Source organism: Methylorubrum pseudosasae, assembly GCF_029504475.1.
In the GTDB taxonomy this organism is placed as follows: Bacteria; Pseudomonadota; Alphaproteobacteria; order Rhizobiales; family Beijerinckiaceae; genus Methylobacterium; species Methylobacterium extorquens.
In genome coordinates, this window is sequence record NZ_JAQGDU010000002.1 from 1,715,653 (window position 1) to 1,735,025 (window position 19,373).

The 19,373-nt window shown below is 70.7% G+C and carries 11 protein-coding genes and 2 pseudogenes; 12 read left to right on the top strand and 1 reads right to left on the bottom strand.

The features are described from left to right. The first annotated feature begins 6 nt into the window (after positions 1-6). From M2437_RS09030 to murD, 5 genes are all read left to right on the top strand, one after another. Positions 7-1,884 carry a peptidoglycan D,D-transpeptidase FtsI family protein gene (locus tag M2437_RS09030; protein WP_253387178.1) on the top strand — a complete coding sequence of 626 codons (1,878 nt, stop codon included), beginning with the start codon at positions 7-9 and terminating at the stop codon, positions 1,882-1,884. A gap of 59 nt (positions 1,885-1,943) precedes the next feature. After that, the gene (locus tag M2437_RS09035) at positions 1,944-3,422 is read left to right on the top strand and encodes a UDP-N-acetylmuramoyl-L-alanyl-D-glutamate--2,6-diaminopimelate ligase (protein WP_253387179.1); all 1,479 of its coding nucleotides are present in this window, start codon (positions 1,944-1,946) and stop codon (positions 3,420-3,422) included. After that, positions 3,419-4,882: a UDP-N-acetylmuramoylalanyl-D-glutamyl-2,6-diaminopimelate--D-alanyl-D-alanine ligase gene (locus tag M2437_RS09040; protein WP_253387180.1), complete on the top strand. Its 1,464-nt coding sequence runs from the start codon at positions 3,419-3,421 to the stop codon at positions 4,880-4,882. Before M2437_RS09035 ends, M2437_RS09040 begins: the two co-directional genes overlap by 4 nt. Before the next feature lie 105 nt (positions 4,883-4,987). Next, positions 4,988-6,070 carry a phospho-N-acetylmuramoyl-pentapeptide-transferase gene (gene mraY / locus M2437_RS09045; protein ID WP_003603658.1) on the top strand — a complete coding sequence of 361 codons (1,083 nt, stop codon included), beginning with the start codon at positions 4,988-4,990 and terminating at the stop codon, positions 6,068-6,070. A gap of 24 nt (positions 6,071-6,094) precedes the next feature. Continuing rightward, a complete protein-coding gene (gene murD / locus M2437_RS09050) occupies positions 6,095-7,462 on the top strand; it encodes a UDP-N-acetylmuramoyl-L-alanine--D-glutamate ligase (protein WP_253387181.1) in 1,368 nt (455 codons plus the stop codon). Between the two features lie 34 nt (positions 7,463-7,496). On the opposite strand, the gene M2437_RS09055 is transcribed toward murD, so the two are convergent. Beyond that, positions 7,497-9,389 (bottom strand): cation:proton antiporter domain-containing protein, encoded by a 1,893-nt coding sequence (locus M2437_RS09055; RefSeq protein WP_003603661.1) that lies wholly within the window; start codon positions 9,387-9,389, stop codon positions 7,497-7,499. A 301-nt stretch (positions 9,390-9,690) separates the two neighbouring features. On the opposite strand from M2437_RS09055, the gene M2437_RS09060 reads away from it, so the two are divergent. The 7 genes and pseudogenes from M2437_RS09060 to M2437_RS09090 all read left to right on the top strand — a co-directional run bounded on the left by M2437_RS09060 (position 9,691) and on the right by M2437_RS09090 (position 19,370). After that, entirely contained in the window at positions 9,691-10,929 is a 1,239-nt protein-coding gene (locus M2437_RS09060) for a hypothetical protein (RefSeq protein WP_003603663.1), read from the top strand. Between the two features lie 126 nt (positions 10,930-11,055). Continuing rightward, positions 11,056-11,709 (top strand): hypothetical protein, encoded by a 654-nt coding sequence (locus M2437_RS09065; RefSeq protein WP_012255691.1) that lies wholly within the window; start codon positions 11,056-11,058, stop codon positions 11,707-11,709. Positions 11,710-11,804: 95 nt separating this feature from the next. Further along, positions 11,805-12,657, top strand: a pseudogene (locus tag M2437_RS09070) (AAA family ATPase). A 58-nt stretch (positions 12,658-12,715) separates the two neighbouring features. Next, complete coding sequence (locus tag M2437_RS09075; protein WP_012255687.1) at positions 12,716-13,696, top strand: aldo/keto reductase; 981 nt, start codon at positions 12,716-12,718, stop codon at positions 13,694-13,696. After that, a pseudogene (locus tag M2437_RS09080) lies at positions 13,693-14,224 on the top strand (SixA phosphatase family protein). The gene M2437_RS09075 and the pseudogene M2437_RS09080 overlap by 4 nt, the downstream one beginning before the upstream one ends. Positions 14,225-14,364: 140 nt before the next feature. After that, complete coding sequence (locus tag M2437_RS09085; RefSeq protein WP_253387182.1) at positions 14,365-15,585, top strand: hypothetical protein; 1,221 nt, start codon at positions 14,365-14,367, stop codon at positions 15,583-15,585. Between the two features lie 176 nt (positions 15,586-15,761). Then, positions 15,762-19,370 carry a non-ribosomal peptide synthetase gene (locus M2437_RS09090; protein WP_499006645.1) on the top strand — a complete coding sequence of 1,203 codons (3,609 nt, stop codon included), beginning with the start codon at positions 15,762-15,764 and terminating at the stop codon, positions 19,368-19,370. The last annotated feature ends 3 nt before the right edge of the window (positions 19,371-19,373 follow it).

A 19,373-nucleotide genomic window follows, 5' to 3' on the forward strand; every position in this document is an offset into this window, starting at 1 on the left:
GTCCCCGTGTCCCACGATCCTTCCCAGGAAGATCCGTCGCAGGAAGGTCCGTCACCGGGCCTGCAGCACGCGCAGCCGGACGCGCTCGCGGCGGATGCCGTCGTGCCGGAGCCGGGCGCGGACCGGGTGGTGCGGAGCGAGCCGCCGGTCTCGGCGCTGACCCGGCTTACCCGGATCATGTTCCGTCTCGCGATCGAGCGCTCGCATGCCCGCGTGGCGCTGGTCGGCCTCGCCTTCACAGCGGTGTTCGTCACCATCAGCGTGCGGCTGATCGTGATGGCGGCGACGCCTGCGAGCAACAGCGACGAGCACCGTGTTGCGGCCGCCGCCACCACCGCGATCCGCCCGGACATCATCGACCGCAACGGCGAGATCCTGGCCACCGACATCCGCACCGTCTCGGTCTTCGCCGAACCGAAGCGGATGGTGCGCACCTTCGACACCGACGAGGCGGTCGAGCTCCTGACCGCGGTGCTGCCCGAGCTGAACGCGGCAGAGCTGCGCGCCAAGCTGTCCTCGAAGAAGGGCTTCGTCTGGATCAAGCGCGAGATCACGCCGAAGCAGCAGCTCGAGGTTCACCGCCTCGGCATCCCCGGCGTCGGCTTCCTGCCCGACCACAAGCGCGTCTACCCGAACGGGGTCGCGGCCGCGCACGTCATCGGCGCGACGAACCTCGACAATATCGGCATCGCGGGCATCGAGAAGTACATCGACAACCGCGGCAACAAGGCGCTCAACGAATTCGGCCTCGTTGCCAAGCAGACCGACCTCTCGCCGATCCAGCTCTCCCTCGATCTGCGCGCCCAGTTCGCCCTGCGCGACGAGCTCGTGAAGGGCGTGGAGAAGTTCAAGGCCAAGGCCGGCGCCTCGATGATCCTCGACGTGACCACCGGCGAGGTCGTCGCGCTCGCCTCCTATCCGGATTTCGACCCCAACGAGCCGAAGGACGCGCTCTCGGACGACCGCATCAACCGGATGAATGTCGGCGTCTACGAGATGGGCTCGACCTTCAAGGCGATGACGCTCGCCATGGCGCTCGATTCCGGCAAGTACAACGTCAACTCCACCTTCGACACCCGCGGCGGCGTGCTGCACTGGGGCCGGCAGAAGATCCACGACTACCACGCCACCGGGCGCGTGCTGACGATGCCGGAGGTGTTCACCCACTCCTCCAACATCGGCTCGGCCAAGATGGCGCTCGGCGTCGGCGTGCCAGGCCACCGCGCCTTCCTCAAGAAGATGGGCCTGCTCGACCGGATGCGGACCGAGTTGCCGGAATCGGCCTCGCCAATCCTTCCGCCGCGCTGGGCCGAGATCAACACCATCACCATCGCCTTCGGCCACGGCATCGCGGTGGCGCCGATCCAGGCGGCGGCGGCGGTGGCGGCGATCATCAACGGCGGCGATCTGATGACGCCGACCTTCCTGAAGACCGACGAGCCGACCGCACGGGGCAAGGCCAGCCACGTGATGAAGCCGGAGGCCAGCGAGGCGATGCGCTTCATCATGCGCCTCAACGCGGTCGAGGGCTCGGCCAAGAAGGCGTCGATCCCGCTCTACTACGTCGGCGGCAAGACCGGCACGGCCGAGAAGGTCATCAACGGGCGCTACGCCAAGAACCGCCTGTTCACGACCTTCATGGCGGCCGCTCCCATGGACAAGCCGAAATACCTGTTCCTGACGATCATGGACGAGCCGCAGGGCCTGCCCGAGACCGGCGGCTACGCCACGGCCGCCTACAATTCCGGCACGGTGACGGGCAAGATCATCGAGCGGGCCGCGCCGATCCTCGGGCTGGCACCGCGCTTCGATCCGCCGGTGAAGCCGTTCCCGCTGATGGTGAAGCTCGGCGCCTACCATGCGACCATGGTGGACGGGCAGTGACGGCAGCCTGTACCCCGTCGGCCTGACCCGCACGGACGCTTCCGAGGATTGTTTTGCCGATGAGCCAGCCGACGCCTGACGACCGGACTCTCGGCGCCCTGTTCCCGGAGGCGGACGCGGCCATCGCCGGCCGCCCCGTCGCGGGCCTCACCGCCGACAGCCGTAAGGTCGTGCCCGGCGGCGTGTTCGTGGCCGTACCCGGCACCGCCGCCGACGGCCGCCGCTTTGCCGCCGCCGCCGCAGCGGCCGGCGCGGTCGCCGTGGCCGGTGAGGGAACACGCCCGGACGACCTACCCGAGGCGACGGCCTGGATCGAGGTCGCGGATGCCCGCCGGGCGCTGGCGCTCGCCGCCGCGCGCCTCTCCGGTCGCCAGCCGGAGACGGTGGTCGCCGTCACTGGCACCAGCGGCAAAAGCTCGGTCGCCGACTTCGTGCGGCAGATCCTGTCACGCCTCGGCCGGGACTCGGCGAGTCTCGGCACCGTCGGCATCGTCACCAACCGGGGCGCGCAATACGGCTCGCTGACGACGCCCGACCCCGTCACGCTGCACGAGACCCTGGCGCGGCTGGCGGACGAGGGCATTACCGATCTGGCCATGGAGGCCTCCTCGCATGGCATCGAGCAGCGCCGCCTCGACGGGGTGGAACTGACGGCCGCCGCCTTCACCAATCTCGGCCGCGACCACCTCGATTATCACCCCACCATCGAGGACTATCTCGATGCCAAGCTCCGCCTGTTCACGACGCTGCTGCCGAAGGGCCGCCCGGCCATCGTCAACGCGGACGGCGCCTATGCCGAGCGCGTCATCGGCGTCGCCGACGCCGCCGGCCACGCCGTCCGCACCACGGGGCGCGGCGGCGACTTCATCCGCCTCGTCGAGGCCGGAACGGAGGGCTTTGCGCAGAGCCTGACGCTCTCCCACGCAGGCAAGGACTATCGCGTGCGCCTGCCGCTGGTCGGTGGCTTTCAGGTCGAGAACGCCCTGGTCGCGGCGGGCCTCGCCCTGGCGACGCCCGCAGGTCAGGCCGATCCGGCCGGCGTCTTCGCCGCGCTCGAAGGGCTCACCGGCGTGCCGGGCCGCATGGAGCGGATCGGCGAAGCGAACGGGGGCTTGTGCCTCGTCGATTACGCCCACAAGCCGGAAGCCCTGGAGCATGTCTTGAGCGCGCTCCGCCCCTTCGCCAGCGGGCGCCTCGTCGTCGTGTTCGGCTGCGGCGGCAATCGCGACGCCGGCAAGCGGCCGATCATGGGCGCGATCGCCGAACGCCTCGCCGACCGGGTCATCGTCACCGACGACAACCCTCGCAACGAGGAGCCCGCCGCCATTCGCGCCGCGATCCTCGCGGCGGCGCCGGGCGCGGAAGAGATCGGCGACCGGGCCGAGGCGATCCGCGCGGGCGTGCGGGATCTGCAGGCCGGCGATGTGCTGGTCGTGGCCGGCAAAGGACATGAAACCGGCCAGATCGTCGGGCCACGCGTGCTCCCGTTCTCGGATCACGACACCCTGCGCGCCGCGATCGCGGAGTTGAACGGATGAACGACGCTCCCCTCTGGACCCCTGCCGCCCTGGAAGCGGCCACCGGTGGGCGCCTGATCGGCGCGCCGCGCGCCGTCACCGGCGCCTCGATCGACACCCGCAGCCTGGAACCCGGCGACCTGTTCTTCGCCATCCGCGGCGAGGCGCGGGACGGGCACGACTTCGTGCGCGCTGCTCTGGAGAAGGGCGCCGGCGCGGCGGTGGTCGCGGAAGCGCGTGCGAAGGAATTCGAGGGTGTCGGCCCCGTGCTGGCCGTGCCGGGTGAGGGCGACGATCCGGTTCTGGACGCGATGCGTCGTCTCGGTCTGGCCGCGCGCGCCCGCACCGGGGCGGCGATCGTCGCGGTGACCGGCTCCGTCGGCAAGACCGGTACCAAGGAAGCCCTGCGCCACGTGCTCTCGGCGCAAGGCGCCACGCACGCCTCGGTCGCCTCCTACAACAACCATTGGGGCGTGCCGCTGACGCTGACACGGATGCCGGAGGCCGCCCGCTTCGGCGTGTTCGAGATCGGCATGAACCACGGCGCCGAGATCCTGCCGCTGACCGCGATGGTGCGGCCGGACGTGGCGCTGATCACCACGGTCGAGCCGGTGCATATCGAGCATTTCCGCTCGCTCTCGGCCATCGCCGACGCAAAGGGCGAGATTTTTTCCGGGCTCAAGCCCGGCGGCGTTGCGGTGATCAACCGCGACAACCCGAACTACGAGCGCCTGCTCGCCCACGCGCACGCCTCGCGGGCAGGGCGCGTCATCACCTTCGGCGAGCACGAGGCGGCGGATGTGTGCGCCCACCGCATCCTGACCCGCCCCGACGTCTCGGTGGTCGATGCCACCGTGATGGGCGTTCCCGTGACCTACCAGCTCGGCACGCCGGGCCGGCACGTCGCGATGAACTCGCTCGGCGTGCTCGCCTGCATTCACGCGCTCGGCGCCGATCTCGCCCGCGCCGCCCTGTCGCTGGCGAGCCTCAAGCCGCCGGTCGGACGCGGCGAGCGCACGGCGCTTCGGATCGGAGACGGCGAGGCCTTCCTCGTCGACGAGAGCTACAACGCCAACCCCGCCTCGATCCGCGCGGCGCTGGCGACGCTCGCCGGCATCGACACCGGCGCCAAGGGCCGGCGCATCGCTGTGCTCGGCGACATGAAGGAGCTCGGCGCGGCGGGCGAAGCGCTGCATCGCGAGTTGGCGGATGCGGTCGCCGCGAACGGCATCGACCTCGTCTTCGCCGTCGGCCCGCTGATGGCGCACCTGTTCGAGGCGCTGCCGATGACGGTGCGGGGGACGGCTGCGCCGACCGCCGAGGGCGTCACCGACGCCGTCCTCGCGACCCTGCGGCCGGGCGATGCCGTGATGGTGAAGGGCTCCAACTCCATGCGCATGGTCCGCATTGTCGAAGCGGTGAAAGCCCGCTACGCGGTCGCGCCGGACCCGCGCGAAGCCTCGCTGAACGCGGTTCGCTAAGCTTCACTCCATCGGCCAGGCCCTCGCGCCCGGCCGCTCCATCCGGCCGCGCGCAACGCCGTGCCGGGCGTGTCGACAAAGAACCTGCCGCGGGCGGACGAACGCATGCTCTATCTGCTGTCGGAACTGAGCGGCACGCTCACGCCCCTCAACGTATTCCGTTACATCACCTTCCGCACCGGCGGCGCGCTGTTCACGGCGGGCTTCTTCGTGTTCTGGTTCGGGCCCTGGATCATCTCGCTGCTGCGCCTGCGCCAGGGCAAGGGCCAGCCGATCCGCGAGGACGGCCCGGCCAGCCACCTGACCAAGCGCGGCACGCCGACCATGGGCGGCCTGATGATCCTGGCCGGCGCCGTGGTCTCGATCCTGCTCTGGACCAACCCGCACAACCACTATGTCTGGGTGACGCTCGCGGTGACCCTCGGCTTCGGTGCGATCGGCTTCTACGACGACTACCTCAAGGTGACGAAGCAGTCGCACAAGGGCTTCTCGGGGCGCTTCCGCCTGCTGCTGGAATTCGCGATCGCGGGCGCGGCCTGCCTGATGATCTCGCTCTACTCGCCCGCCGGACTGCAGAACCAGCTCGCCTTCCCCGTCCTCAAGGACACGCTGCTGAATCTCGGCTGGTTCTGGGTGCCGTTCGCCGCCTTCGTGATCGTGGGGGCGGGCAACGCGGTCAACATCACCGACGGCCTCGACGGGCTCGCCATCGTCCCCGTCATGATCGCCTGCGCCACCTTCGGCATCATCGCCTACCTCGTCGGCAATGTGATCTATGCCGGCTACCTGCAGGTGAACTACGTGCGCGACACCGGCGAACTCGCCGTGGTCTGCGGCGCGGTGATCGGGGCGGGGCTCGGCTTCCTGTGGTTCAACGCGCCGCCCGCGCAGATCTTCATGGGCGATACCGGCTCGCTCGCGCTCGGCGGCCTGCTCGGCTCCATCGCCGTGGCGGCCAAGCACGAGATCGTGCTCGCCATCGTCGGCGGCCTGTTCGTCTTGGAGATCATGTCGGTGATCATCCAGGTCGTCTCGTTCAAGCTCACGGGCAAGCGCGTCTTCCGCATGGCGCCGATCCACCACCACTTCGAGCAGAAGGGCTGGAAGGAGCCGCAGGTCGTGATCCGCTTCTGGATCATCGCCGTCATCCTGGCGCTGGTCGGGCTCGCCACGCTGAAGCTGCGCTGAGCCGGGACGAGAGACATAAAAACCATGACGCCAGCCACCACCTTCGCCGGCCAGAAACTCGCCCTGTTCGGCCTCGGCGGGTCCGGGCTCGTCACCGTCCGCTCGCTGCTGGCCGGCGGCGCCGACGTGCTGGCCTGGGATGACAACGCGGGCAGCCGCGACCGCGCCCGCGAGCAGGGCATCACCGTCACCGATCTCAACGAGGCTGACTGGTCGGGCTTCTCAGCCCTGGTGCTGGCGCCCGGCGTGCCGCTGACGCATCCCGAGCCGCACTGGACCGTGGGACTGGCGCGGCAGGCCGGCATCCCGGTCATCGGCGACATCGAGATTTTCTGCCGCGAGCGCGCGGCCCTGGCACCCGACGCACCGTTCGTGGCCATCACCGGCACCAACGGGAAATCCACCACCACGGCGCTCACCGCGCACCTGCTGCGCCATGCGGGCCGCGACGTGCAGATGGGCGGCAATATCGGCACCGCGATCCTGTCGCTGGAGCCGCCGGCGACCAACCGCGTCCACGTGGTCGAACTGTCCTCGTTCCAGATCGACCTGACGCCCTCGCTCAAGCCCGGCGTCGGCATCCTGCTCAACCTGACGCCGGATCATCTCGACCGTCACGGCACCATGGAGAACTACGCCGCGATCAAGGAGCGGCTTGTGGCGGGCGCGGACCTCGCGGTGATCGGCGTCGACGACCCCTATTGCGCAGCGATCGCCGAGCGTCGCACGGGCGAGCGCATCCGCCTCCATATCGAGGGGCACGGCGACGCGGCGGGCGACTATTTCGGCGCCAATGGTACGGTGCGCGGGCCTGACGGCACCGTGATCGCGGAGGTTTCCGGCATCCAGGCGCTGCTCGGCGACCACAACCTCCAGAACGCGGCCGCGGCAGTTGCCGCCGCGATCCGGCTCGGTCTCAGCGGGGCGGAAATCGCGGCGGGGCTCAAGAGCTTTCCCGGCCTCGCTCACCGGATGGAGCCGCTGCGCCGGATCGGCCCGACGCTGTTCGTCAACGATTCCAAGGCGACCAACGCCGATTCGACCGAGAAGGCGCTGCTGGCCTTCCGCGACATCCACTGGATCGTCGGCGGCAAGGCGAAGGAGGGCGGCATCGAACCGTTGGCGCCGCTGTTCGACCGCGTCGCCCATGCCTACCTGATCGGCGCATCGAGCGAGGCCTTCGCAGCGACGCTGGAAGGACACGTCGCCTTCACCCGCTGCGGCACGCTGGAGACCGCGACCGAGGCGGCGGCGCGGGCCGCCCGCGCATCCGGCACCGAGGCGCCCGTCGTGCTGCTGTCGCCGGCCTGCGCCTCCTACGACCAGTTCCCGAACTTCGAGGTCCGTGGCGACCGTTTTCGGACCCTGGTCGCCGCGCTGCCGGACGCCTGAGGGCGGGCCGGAGCCCGTTCAGGCGCTCTTCCGCTCAGGCGCTCTTGCCGACCGGTCGCGGGCTCGGGGCCGGTTCGGCGGCCTTGGCCTCGGACGGCGTCTCACGCCCCTTGCCGACCGTGCGGCGGGCGCGGAAGACCGGCCGCGCCTCCGCTTCCCGGCGCTTGAGCATGGTGCGGAACTCGTCGCGGCGCTCGTGGATCGAGGCGATGACGTGGCCCATCGGCACGCCGACATCGACCAGCACGGCCTCCGAGAGCTGGAGCGAGGCCTCGATCGTCTCGGGCACCGCGTCGTCGACGCCCATCTCGTAGAGCTGCGTAGCGTGGCGCGCGTCGCGGGCGCGGGCGACGATGGTGAGGTCCGGCCGCTCAGCGCGGGCAGCCTGCACCACCGCTTCGACGGCACGCGGATTGTCGAGGGTCACCACCAGCGCGCGGGCCGTGGCGATGTCGCAGCGGCGCAGCATCTCCGTGTTGGCGGAATCACCGAAATAGACCGGGCTGCCGAGCCGGCGCTGTTCGGCGACGCGGGCGGGGTCCGAATCGACAGCGATGTGAGAAATTGCGTGGCGCTTGAGCATCTCGCCGACGAGCCGCCCGACCCGGCCATAGCCCGCGATGATCACCCGGTTCTGCTCCGGCTCCGGCACCGGCTCGGCCTGTGCCGGACCGACCTGCTGCTTCGAGGCGCGGCCGCCGATGCGGCGGCCGAGCGCCGCGAGGCCGGGAATCGCGATCATGGTGACGGTGGTGACGATGAGGGCGGCGCCGCCCACCGGCTCCGGCACGAGCCCGGTCGCCATCGCGCCGCCGATCAGCACGAAGGCGAACTCGCCGCCGGGGCCGATCAGCAGAGCGGCCTCCAGGGCGACCGAACGGGAGAGCTTCATGATGCGGGCACCGACGAGCACCACGGCGCCCTTGATGACGAGGAGCCCGACCGACAGGCCGAGGATCGCGCCCGGCGCCGAGATGAGCTGGGCCGGATCGAGGTTCATGCCGACCGAGACGAAGAACACCCCGAGCAGCAGCCCCTTGAACGGATCGATGGTCGCCTCGATGGCGCGGCGGTACTCGGTCTCGGCGAGCAGCAGGCCGGCGACGAAGGCGCCGAGCGTCATCGACAGGCCGCTGCCCGCCGCGACCAGCGCGGTCGCCACGATGACGAGCAGGCAGGCCGCCATGAACAGTTCCGGCGAGCGGGTGCGCGCGACGAGATGGAAGAGCGGGCGCAGCGCGACCCGGCCGGCCACGACGATCACGGCGAGGGCGATCGCCGCCTGTCCGAGCGCCAGGGCGAGCGCGGCCCCGAGGTCGCCGCCATCCTTGCGGCCGAGCACGGCGATGGCGAACAGGATCGGAGCGACCGCCAGATCCTGAAACAGCAGGATCGCGAAACTGGTGCGTCCGGCCGGTGTGCCGAGCCGCTTCTGCTCGGCGAGCACCGGCAGCACCACGGCGGTCGAGGAGAGGGCGAGCGCCAGCCCCACCAGCACCGCCCCGGCCACCGGCTGATCCAGAACGATGAGGATCACGGCGATCACGGTGGCGGAGGCCGCCACTTGAATCGCCCCGAGGCCGAAGACGAGCCGGCGCAACACCCGCAGGCGCTCCCAGGACAGCTCGATCCCGATCATGAACATCAGGAAGATGACGCCGAACTCGGCCAGATGCGCGATCTCCGCGCGGTTGCCGATGGTGAAGGGCGCGAGCCAGGGATGCGCGTCGGCGAAGCGCCCGAGGCCGAACGGCCCGAGCAGCGCGCCCGCGCCGATGAAGCCGAGTACCGGGCTGATTCGCAGGCGGTGGAACAGCGGTACGACGATGCCGGCCGTGACGAGGAACAGGATCGCCTCCCGGTAGCCGCCCGCATGCGCGCCGGCTTCCGCGGCGATCTGGGTTCCGGCCTGCACGGGGTCGGTCATCGGGCTGATATGCTGACGCCTGGAGGGGAGGAGAGGGCGGCCCGGCTCCTTGCATCTTCGATGCCGCGGGAGGGACCGGCGGCATCATGGGCGGCGAGCCGGTGGCGGAGCAACCGTTTTCCGGGGCGATCGGCCGTTTTCGCGCCCGCTTCACCCGCGGGGATCGCGGCGGGCCGCCATCCACCGCTCATCGATCGGGCCGGCACAACTTCGGCACAATACGCCCTTACGCTCGGGTAACGCGATGTTAGGGGATGGCAGGTCCGCCGCTCAGCCGGAGGCCCGTAGCGATCTAAGGCCCATGAAGTTCTGGCCCATGAAATTCTTGTCCGACACGCCTCCGAGCCGGGACGTGCAGCGCGAGCGGCGCGAATGGATGCTCGACCAGCAGCGCTGGAAGCACCAACGCGACATCGAGCGCGGCTACCGTATCAAGTGGGGCTACGTCGCCATCGCCTATCTCGTCGAGTTCATGGTGATCGGCGCCTCGCTCTGGGGGGCGTGGCTGTTCGCGGGCACCTACAGCGACGGTGACGACCGGGCGTTCTACTTCATGCTGCTGGCGCCGCTGGTCTACGCCGCGGTGGAGCTGTGCCGCGTGCCGCTTGGCATCCTGGCACGCACCCAGCGCTCGTGGTTCGTGAAGGCGCTCGCCATCGTCGGCATCATCTTCGCCGCGGGCGTCACCACCAAGTCGGTGTCGCAGCTCGGCGAGATGATGTTCCATCCCCGCCTGATGGACGCGGCCAAGGCCAAGACCGCCCTCAAGGACGCGCAGGCCGATCGCAACAGCATCGACACGCGCATCGCCGCCGCCAATGCCCGGGTCGAGCAATACACCAACGAACTGGAGCAGATCGAACGGCGCTCGGCTGAGAACGCCTCGCAGCTCGCCGGGCTTCCGGCGCAGCGCTGCGAGCGCGTCTACGGCACCAACAGCCGCGGCATGCGCTACTCGAACCTCAAATGCGTCACCGACCCGCGTACCGCGACCCTCAACGCCGCGGTCGCCAAGGCGGGCAGTGACCGGGGCGCCATCGTCAAGGAGCTGGAGGAGGCCCGCAAGGCCCGCGCCGCCCTCGACCGCGGCGCGGCCGACCGCAAGGTGGCCGATGCCGAGCAGGCCTACCGCAATTCGGTCAACCGCTCGCAGCTCCACTCCTTCACCGCCATGGTCTATGGCGTCGATCCGATCGACGTGAACGACGCGCAGGTCCACGCCTTCCTGCGCATCTTCGTGTTCGTGCCGGCACTCTGCGCCGCCTTCGCCTCGACGATTCTGGCTCTCTCGGCGGTCTCGGTGCGCAAGACCTTCATGGACGAGGACGACCTCGGCGCCGCGGTAAATCCGGAGGCGACGCCCTACCTGCTCGCCTCGATCGCCGAGGGCGTGCGCCAGGAGATGGCGTTGGCCCAGCCGAGACCGATGACGCGGGAGGCCTCGGTGATCCCGCTGGAGCGGCGCACGGCGCCCGTGGTGCCGCCGCCCCCGCCGCCCGCCAACACCTCCGGCAACGCCACCACCGGTGCCACCGCGTAAATCCTTCGAGCCGCCCCCGATCGGGAGCGGCTCGAATTCCTTGCGAAATCCTTGTTCAAACGCGCTCTCCCGCGCCGAACCGGCGGCCCCTTCGGCGGAGAGCGCTCCTGAGGCGAGTGCCCGGCCATGAGTATCCACACCGACGGCACGCACGAGAACATCGTGCTCGCGCAACACGTCAACGGCCGCCTGCGGGCGGAGGCGCGGATGCACTTCGCCCGCGCCTTCCTGCTGCGGGCGATCGGCGCCGGGGCCTTCTCGGCGCTGGCCGGGATCGGCATCGGCGCGGCCTGCTACGGCTACGCGTATATGAACCAGTTCGATTCGGCGGCGGAGAAGATCGCCAGCGCGATGCAGGCCGCACTCTCCGACGTGACGCTGAAGACCAAGGGCGAGGTCACCCTCACCGACAACACCCTGAAGCTCGAAGGTCTGCCGGCGCAGAAGGCCAACGCGGTGCCGACGCCGACCAAGGCGCAGCTCGGCACGGACGCCGCCCCGGCCTCGCAGGCGCCGGTGAACACGACCTTCACCGTGTTCAAGCAGGTGCCCTATCTCGACGGGCAGATCGTGACGGGTTGGAACTTCAAGGCCAACGAAGAGCGGCCGTTCCAGCAATATTGCTACTTCTCCCGTCGCTCGAACGAGACGAAGGGGCAGGTCGAGATCAAGATCGACCTCGCCATGGACGGCAAGACCCTGCCCCAGCCACAGAAGTCGGACGTGAATCTGGGGATTCTGGCCTCGAACTGCGTGTGGCACGACGGGAAGACGTTGTGAGGGAACGCCCCGGGCGTCGACCGCCGCGTGAGCGGTTGCCGACCCGCCTCGCCTCGGGTTAGTCCGCTTCGATCCCCCTCCCGACGCGAGGCTCCATGCGCTTCACCGGAACCGAGTCCTACGTCGCGCCGCCCGATCTCACCACGGCGGTCAACGCGGCGATCGTGCTGGAGCGCCCGCTCCTGGTGAAGGGCGAGCCCGGCACCGGCAAGACGGTGCTGGCGGAAGAAATCGCCCGGGGCCTCGGCGCGCCGCTGCTGACCTGGAACATCAAGTCCACGACCAAGGCGCAGCAGGGTCTCTACGAGTACGACGCCGTCTCGCGGCTGCGCGACTCGCAGCTCGGCGACCCGCGGGTGTCGGACATCGCCAACTACATCCGCCGCGGCAAGCTGTGGGAGGCGTTCACCGCGCCGCAGCGGCCGGTGCTGCTCATCGACGAGATCGACAAGGCCGATATCGAGTTCCCCAACGACCTGCTGACCGAACTCGATCGGATGGAGTTCCACGTCTACGAGACCGGCGAGACGATCCGCGCCGACATCCGCCCCATCGTCATCATCACCTCGAACAACGAGAAGGAGCTGCCGGACGCTTTCCTGCGCCGCTGCTTCTTCCACTACATCAAGTTCCCCGATGCCGAGACCGCTGAAGGCCATCGTCGAGGTGCACTATCCCGGCATCAAGCACCGCCTCGTCGAAGAGGCGCTGCGGGTGTTCCTGGAAACCCGCGAGGTGCCGGGCCTCAAGAAGAAGCCTTCGACCTCCGAATTGCTCGACTGGCTCAAGCTCCTCGTCTCCGAGGACGTCCAGCCGGAGACCCTGCGCGAGCGCGACGGCCGCAAGCTGATTCCGCCGCTACACGGCGCGCTCCTGAAGAACGAGCAGGACGTGAGCCTGTTCGAGAAGCTCGCCTTCATGATGCGCCGCGAGGGGCGGGGCGGGTGACGGACCGCTGCGGCGCCCCAGTTAAGCGGCTCCGACCCGCCTCCGCGTGACCGATCCCATGCAGACAAAAAAACTCGGCCGCACCGGCCTCGACATCTCGCCCCTCTGCCTCGGCTGCATGACCTACGGCGTGCCGGAGCGGGGACCGCATCCGTGGACCCTGCGGGAGGAGGAGAGCCGGCCGCTGATCAAGCGGGCGCTCGATCTCGGGATCAACTTCTTCGACACCGCAAACTACTATTCGGACGGCACCTCCGAGGAGATCGTCGGCCGCGCTCTCAAGGACTACGCCGACCGCGACAGCATCGTACTGGCCACCAAAGTCTACTACCCGCAGAAGAACCAGCCCAATGCCGGCGGCCTCTCGCGCAAGGCGATCTTTTCCGCGATCGACGCCTCGCTCAAGCGGCTCGGCACCGATTACGTCGATCTCTACCAGATCCATCGCTGGGACTACGCGACGCCGATCGAGGTGACGCTGGAGGCGCTGCACGACGTCGTGAAGGCGGGCAAGGCCCGCTACATCGGTGCCTCGTCGATGTTCGCGTGGCAGTTCGCCAAGGCGCTCTACACCTCGGACCTGAACGGCTGGACGCGGTTCGCGACGATGCAGAACCACCTCAACCTGCTGCACCGCGAGGAGGAGCGGGAGATGATCCCGCTCTGCGCCGACCAGGGCATCCCGCTCCTGCCCTGGAGCCCGCTCGCCCGCGGCCGGCTCACCCGCGACTTCGACGCGGGCAGCGCCCGGCAGGAGAGCGATCTCGTGGGCAAGAACCTCTATGACGCCACGGTCGAGGCCGACCGGCAGGTGGTCGAGGCGGTGGCCGACGTGGCGCGCGACCGCGGCGTGCCCCGGGCGCAGGTGGCGCTCGCCTGGGTGATCCAGAAGCGGGGCGTGGCCGCCCCGATCATCGGCGCCTCGAAGCCGGGGCACCTCGACGACGCGGCGGCGGCCCTCGACCTCGAATTGATGCCGGACGAGATCGCCCGGCTCGAAGCCCCTTACGTTCCGCACGCCGTGGTCGGGTTCCAATGATGCGCCGCCTGCTCCTCCTGCGCCACGCCAAATCCGCCTACCCGCAGGGCGTGGCCGATATCGACCGCCCGCTCAATGGGCGCGGGCGGGAGGCCGCACCGCTGATGGGCGCCTACATCGCCCGCGAGGGGCTGACGCCGGACCATGTCATGGTCTCGCCCGGCCCGGCGCACGCAGGAGACCTGGGCGGCTTTGCGGGCCGAGCTTCCCGAGACGCCGATGGAGACGGTGCCCTCGATCTACGAGGCGCCGGCCGCGCGCATTCTCGACGCGATCCGCTCCGCCCCGGCCGACGCGGCGACCCTGCTCGTCATCGGCCACAATCCCGGCCTCGGCGATCTCGCCCTGCGACTCGTCGGGGAAGGTCCGAAGGACTTGCAGAAGGAACTGCGCGAAAAGTTTCCGACCGCGGCGCTCGCCGTGTTCGCGTTCGACGCGGAGGGCTGGGAGGACATCGCCGCGGGCGGCGGGCGTCTCCTGCGGTTCGTGCGCCCGCGCCAGCTCGCGGCGGACATGGACGACGATTGAGGGGTTCAACCAGCGAGCGCATCATCCCGAAAGCCAGCAACCACCTTGCCTCGATGATGCTCGGGCACCGAACCCTTCGCCCTCTTGCGCCGTTCCTCAACGAGAACAGCCGAGCTGACACCGCGTAGGGAATGACCGGCGTGCTCCTCGAAACGCTCCTCGCCGTGACGATGCTGCTGCCGCGGATCGAGCCCGCGCTCGACACGGCGCGGGCGCGCCTGCCGCCTCTCCCCCGCGCGGCCGAGGCGGCCCCGGCGCCTGCGCCGAGCTTTAGCCTCGTGGCGCGGGCCGTCTCGAACTGGCGGGAGCAGGCGGGCGAGAACCTCGCGCCGGGCTCGCTCGCCTTCGTCGTCCGGCACGCGGCGACGGAGCCCGGCTTCGTCGCCCGCTGTGTGCGGCTCAACAATTACTGGTGCATCAAGCAGGCGCGCTGGAGCGGCGAGCTCGGCGGCGACGCGGAGGGCCATACCGGCTTCGCCACCGCCGCCGACGGGGCGGATGCGGCGGTGCAGCTCCTGCGCCGGTACCAGCGTGATTACGGACGCCGCTCGGCACTCGCCATCGTGCGCCGCTGGGCGCCCGCCGAGTGCGGCGTGGCCCGCCCCGTGGCGGCCGCGCCCGTCGGTGGAAAGCCGAGGCCGCCGGCACGACAGGCCGCCGGGCCCGCCGTGTCGACGACGACCGCACCGCGGGGCATCGGCGGAACGTTGCGCGCCCGCTTCCTCGCGCGGCATGGGCGGGGCGGGGTCGCGCGGGCCGCGCCGAGCGCCGCCGCGGGGCTGCGGGTGCAACCCTGGTCGGCCCGCGCGCGGCTCGCCGGGCATCCCGGACGGGCGCCCCGTGCCGTGGCAGGATCGGCCGTCTCCGTGCCGAGGCCGGCCGCCGACATCGCGACGGGCCTGACCGAGGCACCGAAGATCGCGGCAAAGGCTCCGCCGGCGGTCAACCCGGCCCGCACTCTCGTCGCCTCCGGCGCGGCCAATCCCGCCGCCCTGCTGGCGCCCGACCGGCTCGCGGCGGAGGCGGCAGCACTGCCCTCGATCGCCGCCTCGCTGCCGAAGGGCAGCCTGCTCGATCTCAGCCTCCCGGCCCCTGTCTGCGCCAATGACGAGACGCGCATCCGCAACTACGCCGCGCGGATCGCCGGCAGCGTCGGCCTCAAGCCCGACGACGATCTGCGCCTGTTCCGCGACGACGGCCGGCCGAGCGACAACCTCCTGCCGGTGCTGCTGGCGATGTCCTCGGTCGAACTCGGTACGCTGCACGCCTCGAAGGCGCTGGTGAGCGCGGCGATCGAGCGTCTGGAGGCGCGCCTCTCCGGAACCGCCTCGTCGGAAGCACGGTCGAATTCCGCACTCTAGGACTACGCCTCGCAGAGCACCGACCGGCCCGCGCAAGGAAGCGCGCAGAGTGGAGAAGCACTACTCCCAAGGAGGCAGATGATCGCCGCCGTCCCGCTGGTATGGTCGTGATAACGTCTCTCGGGGACTTGCGGAAAACCGGTCAAGACACCGGTCCTCACACTCCCGGCGACGCGATGACCCTCCTGCTCGTCACGCGAAGGCAGGTGTGCCTCATCGGACGCCCGATCGCCGAGAGCGCCCGGCTCCAACCCGGCGGCGCGGCTGGCGTCCGCGGTGCGGGATGCCCGGCCTTCGCCGATGAGCCGCACGGCCAGACGAGGATCGGGATGTCCTGCATCGACGGCGAGGCTGTTTTCCAGTCGATCCCGGCCCGTTACGCCGCGCCCGGTTCGGGCGGGGAGGGGCGGCCGGTCGTCCCCCTCGCCACGCCGACGCCGGAGGAACTGCAGGAGGTCTTCCGGCATCAGCTCGATGCCGTGTGCCGGGTGGTGGAAGAGCAGCTTCGCACGCTCGCGCTGACCTTCACAGCCGCGCGGGTGAGCCGGCCCGAGCCGCACTCATCGCCGGCTCTGCCGATGGCGGATCGCGGGGCAGAGCGGCCGCTGACCGACGGGGAGGCCGAGATCTGGCTCGCCGCGCAGTTCGGCGCCGACGCCAATGCTGCGATGACCGAGATCGTCACCCTGCGGCTCGACGGCCCGCTCGACGCCGAGCGGCTTCTCTCCGTCGTGAGAGCGGTGCTCGGCCGCCACGACGCCCTGCGCAGCCGGTTCTCGCCGAGCGGCGAGACCGTGCGGATCGATCCCGCGGGCCTCGTGCCGGTGCGGTGGATCAATCTCGCGGGCGGCTCCGATCCGGAGGCCGCTCTGGCGGCACATCTTCACACGCAAGCGGGCCTCTCGTTCGATCCCGTCGCCGGCCCGGTGGCGCGGGCCGACCTCGTTCGCCTCGGCGAGCGGCGTCACGTCCTCGTCCTCTCGGCCCACCACATCGCCTGCGACGGCTGGTCCTTCGCGGTCCTGGCCGATGCGATCGCGAGCACCTACCGCGCCGCGCCGGAGGAGCTGGCGCCGGCCCCGCAGACCACGGGCTGTGCTCCGGCGGAGGCGAGCCGGTCGCTGGATTACTGGGCCAGGCTCTATGCGAGCTTGCCCGAGCCGCTCGACCTGCCGGCCGATCATCCGCGGCCGAAGCTGCGCGGCTTTGCCGGCGACACCCGAAGCGCCACTCTGCCGCCGGCGCTCGTCGCCGCGCTGAAAGCGCTCGCGACCCGCCAGGGGCAGACGCTGAACGCCACGCTGCTCGCGGCCTTTCAAGTGCTCCTCGCGCGGCTCTCGGGGCAGGACGACCTCGTCGTCGGCGTGCCGATGGCGGGCCAGCCGCGCCGCGGCGAGCCGGGCCTCGTCGGGCACCACGCCGATTTCCTGCCGCTGCGGGCCCGGTTCGACCCGGACGAACCCTTCGCTGCCCACCTCGCCCGCACCGGCGCGGCCCTGGCTGAGGCCGCCGCTCACGCCGATTGCACCCTGGGGCGGCTGCTGCGCCACCTCGACCGGCCGCACGATCCAGCGCGCCCGCCGCTGGCGCAGGTGCAGTTCAACCTCCAGCGTTTCGCCGACGCCATCGATTTCGGGGCGGGCCTGCGCGGCACCCTTGCACCCGCGCCGAAGCGCTTCTCGACGTTCGAACTCACCGTCAGTCTCACCGAAACGTCCGACGGGCTGACCGTTGAGGCCACCTACAACCGCGCCCTGTTCGATCCGGCCACGATCGAGCGCTGGATCGGGCACTACCTCACCCTGCTCGGACATCTCGCCCGCGATCCCGCGCAGCCGGTCGGGCGCGTTCCGCTGCTCGATGCGGCCGAGCGGCAGACCATGCTGGTGGACTGGAACGCGACCGAGACAGCCCATCCGCTCAAGGTCGGGGCGATGCGCGCCTTCAGGCTCCACGCCCGGCGCGACCCGGACCGGATCGCGATCCGTTTCGGCGAAGAGACCGTCTCCTACGGCGCACTCGACCGCTGGGCCGATCGCGTCGCCGCGGCCTTGCAGGGAAGCGCTCTGCCCGAGGGGGCCCGCGTCGGCCTGCTCATGCGCCGCTCGCCCGGCCTCGTCGCGGCGATGCTCGGCGCTTTGCGCGCCGGCATCCCTTACGTCCCGCTCGACCCGGCGATGCCGCCTGCCCGCCGCGCGGGAATCGTCGCCGATGCCGGAATCGGCGCGATGCTCACGCTCGCGGCCGACCGCGCGCTCCTGCCGGAGGGCCCCCGGGTCATCGAGGTCGATCGCCTCGACGGACCGGCGCCGACCCGCTTCCCGCGCGTGCCGGCGGAGCGGGCCGCCTACCTGATCTACACGTCGAGTACGACCGGCGCGCCGAAGGGCGTCGAGGTGCTGCATCGCGGCCTTTCGAACCTGCTGTTCTCGATGGCGCGGGCACCTGGGATCGCACGCGACGACCGGCTGCTGGCGGTGACGACGATCACCTTCGACATCGCCGGGCTCGAATTGCTGCTGCCGCTGATCCGCGGCGCCCAGATCGTGCTCGCCTCGGCCGAGGAAGCGCGCGACGGCCACGCCCTCCTCGCCCGCCTGGAACGGGACGAGGCCACCATGCTCCAGGCGACGCCGATGACGTGGCGGCTCCTGCTGGAGGCGGGTTTCCGCTCCCGTCCCGGCTTCAAGATGCTGTGCGGCGGCGAAGCGCTCCCGCTCGATCTGGCCCGGCGCCTCACCGAGGGTGGGGGCGAACTCTGGAACCTCTACGGGCCGACGGAGACGACGATCTGGTCCTCGGCCGCGCGGATCGATCCGGGGGAGGAGACGGTCACGGTCGGGCGGCCGATCGACAACACCAGCCTGTTCATCCTCGACGCGCAGGACGAGCCGGTGCCGGTCGGGGTCACGGGTGAATTGCTGATCGGCGGGATCGGGCTCGCCCGCGGCTATCTCGGACGGCCGGACCTGACGCAGCGCAGCTTCATCGCGAGTGCGCTGCCGGAATGCGCCGGGGGGCGGCTCTACCGGACCGGCGACCGGGCGCGCTACCGGCCGGACGGACGCGTCGAGATCCTGGGACGGGCCGACCACCAGATCAAGCTGCGCGGCTACCGGATCGAGCCCGCTGAGATCGAGGCGGTGCTGCTGCGCCAGACCGGGCTGCACGCCGTCGTGGTGCTGCGCCCCGAGGCGGCGGGCGAGGATCGCCTCGTCTGCTACTTCGTGCGCCCCGAGGGCGAGGCAGCGCCCACCCTGCGCAATCTGCGCGCCGCGCTCGCCCGCGAACTCCCGGATTACATGATCCCCTCGGAATGGGTCCGACTGCCGGCCCTGCCGCTGACGGCGAGCGGAAAGGTCGATCGCCGGGCGCTGCCCGCTCCCGAGGCCCGGCCCACCGGCCCCGCCGAGCCGGCCGCCGCGATTAAGCTTCCCCTCAAGCCCGCTCCGGTCCCGACATCCGACGACGGCCTCGAGACCACCCTCGCGGCGATCTGGCGGGAGGTGCTGGGGCTCGCCAGTGTGGAGCCGGACGACGACCTGATCGCGTTGGGTGCAGATTCGCTCAGCGTGTTCCGCATCGTCGCGCGGGCGCGGCGTGAGAACCTGCCGCTCGGGGCCGGCGACCTGTTTCAGGAACGCACCATCGCCCGGGTCGCGGCCCTGCTGCACGGACGCCTCGGGGAGGGGCGCGAAACACCGGCCGCCGCGCGCGCGCCGATCCCGTCGATCCGGCGCCCGAGGCCCGCCGACGCCGACCGCGCCGCGGTCGGTCAGGCGTGAGGG